Annotated in this window: 1 protein-coding gene; it reads left to right on the top strand. The window is 65.5% G+C overall.

All coding sequences use genetic code 11. The annotated features are described in order from the left end of the window. The coding region (locus BLJAPNOD_RS34945; RefSeq protein ID WP_199566107.1) for a M10 family metallopeptidase C-terminal domain-containing protein at nucleotides 1–1,076 on the top strand (1,076 nt) is incomplete at its 5' end. Between the last annotated feature and the right edge of the window lie 206 nt (nucleotides 1,077–1,282).

A 1,282-nucleotide genomic window follows, 5' to 3' on the forward strand; every position in this document is an offset into this window, starting at 1 on the left:
ATGACGGCGACGACACCATCGACGGCCGCGACGGCAACGACACGCTCGCAGGCGGAAACGGAAACGACACCGTCAAAGGCGGAAACGGAAACGATACCGTCCGCGTCGAGGCCAAGGCAGATACACATGACGACGAGACAGATGATGACGGCGATCACGCGGATGACGACGGAGACGACTTCTACTGTGGTGGCGACGGCATGGACACGCTTGACATGTCGAGCCTGATTCAAACGGTGCTTGCCGATATCGAGGTCGGCATCGCCGAAGGCGAGGAGATCGGCGAGGATCGCATCGAGGGTTTCGAAATCATCCTCGGCGGGCGGGGCGACGACAGGATTTCCGGCGGGCGCGGCGACGATCTGCTGGCCGGCGGCGGGGGCGATGACCGGCTGCGCGGCCGCGACGGCGACGACATTCTCGTCGGGGGGGCCGGGGACGACGAATTGGAGGGCGGCGACGGGAACGACACGTTCCTCGTCATCGTCGTCCCCGGCTCCGATGATGGCGACGACGAGATCGACGGAGACGACGGCCGCGACACCTACGACGCCTCGGCCGCAACACAGGCGGTGGTGATCGACCTCGACCGTGGCACGGCTGAGGGTGTGGAGATCGGCTCGGACCTGTTGACCTCGGTCGAAGGCGCTGTCGGCGGCAAGGGCGACGACGTGCTCATCGCCGGCAATGCCGTCAACTTTCTGGCCGGCGGCGACGGCGCCGATGTCTTCGTCTTCCGCACGACCGCGTCGCTGGCCAACGACGGCAGCGGCCGCGACGAGATCCGCGACTTCCAGGTCGGCGACCGCGTCGACCTGTCGAAGATCGCCGAAGCCATCGGCGGGCTCGTCTTCGGCGGGCTGCTGCAGGATGGCCAGGCGCCGCCAGTGCACCAGATCACCTTCTATCACGAGACCTTCGGCGACGGCGAGCGCACCGTCGTTCGCACCGTCATCGACCTCGAGCGCGACGAGGATCTGCAATTCCTGATCGCCGGCCGCCACGAGCTTACCGAACAGGATTTTATCCTGGCAGCAACCGAATGCCCGGCAGACCAGCCGAGAGACACCGTCTGAACAACCACGGAACCTAATTGTCACGCGTTATCGGGAGAAGAAGACCATGAACACCACGGACAACTCCACAGCTGCCAATGCCGCCCCTGCCAGCAATTTGGCCAGCAAGCCGGCCGAAAAACCGCAGTTCGGCATCACCTCGCGCATCGCGGTGTCGGCCGTCTTTGCCGCAACCCTGGTGTTCGGCGTCGGCGGCTGGGCCGCCC

The organism is Ensifer sp. M14, from assembly GCF_003355565.1.
Taxonomy (GTDB): domain Bacteria; phylum Pseudomonadota; class Alphaproteobacteria; order Rhizobiales; family Rhizobiaceae; genus Ensifer.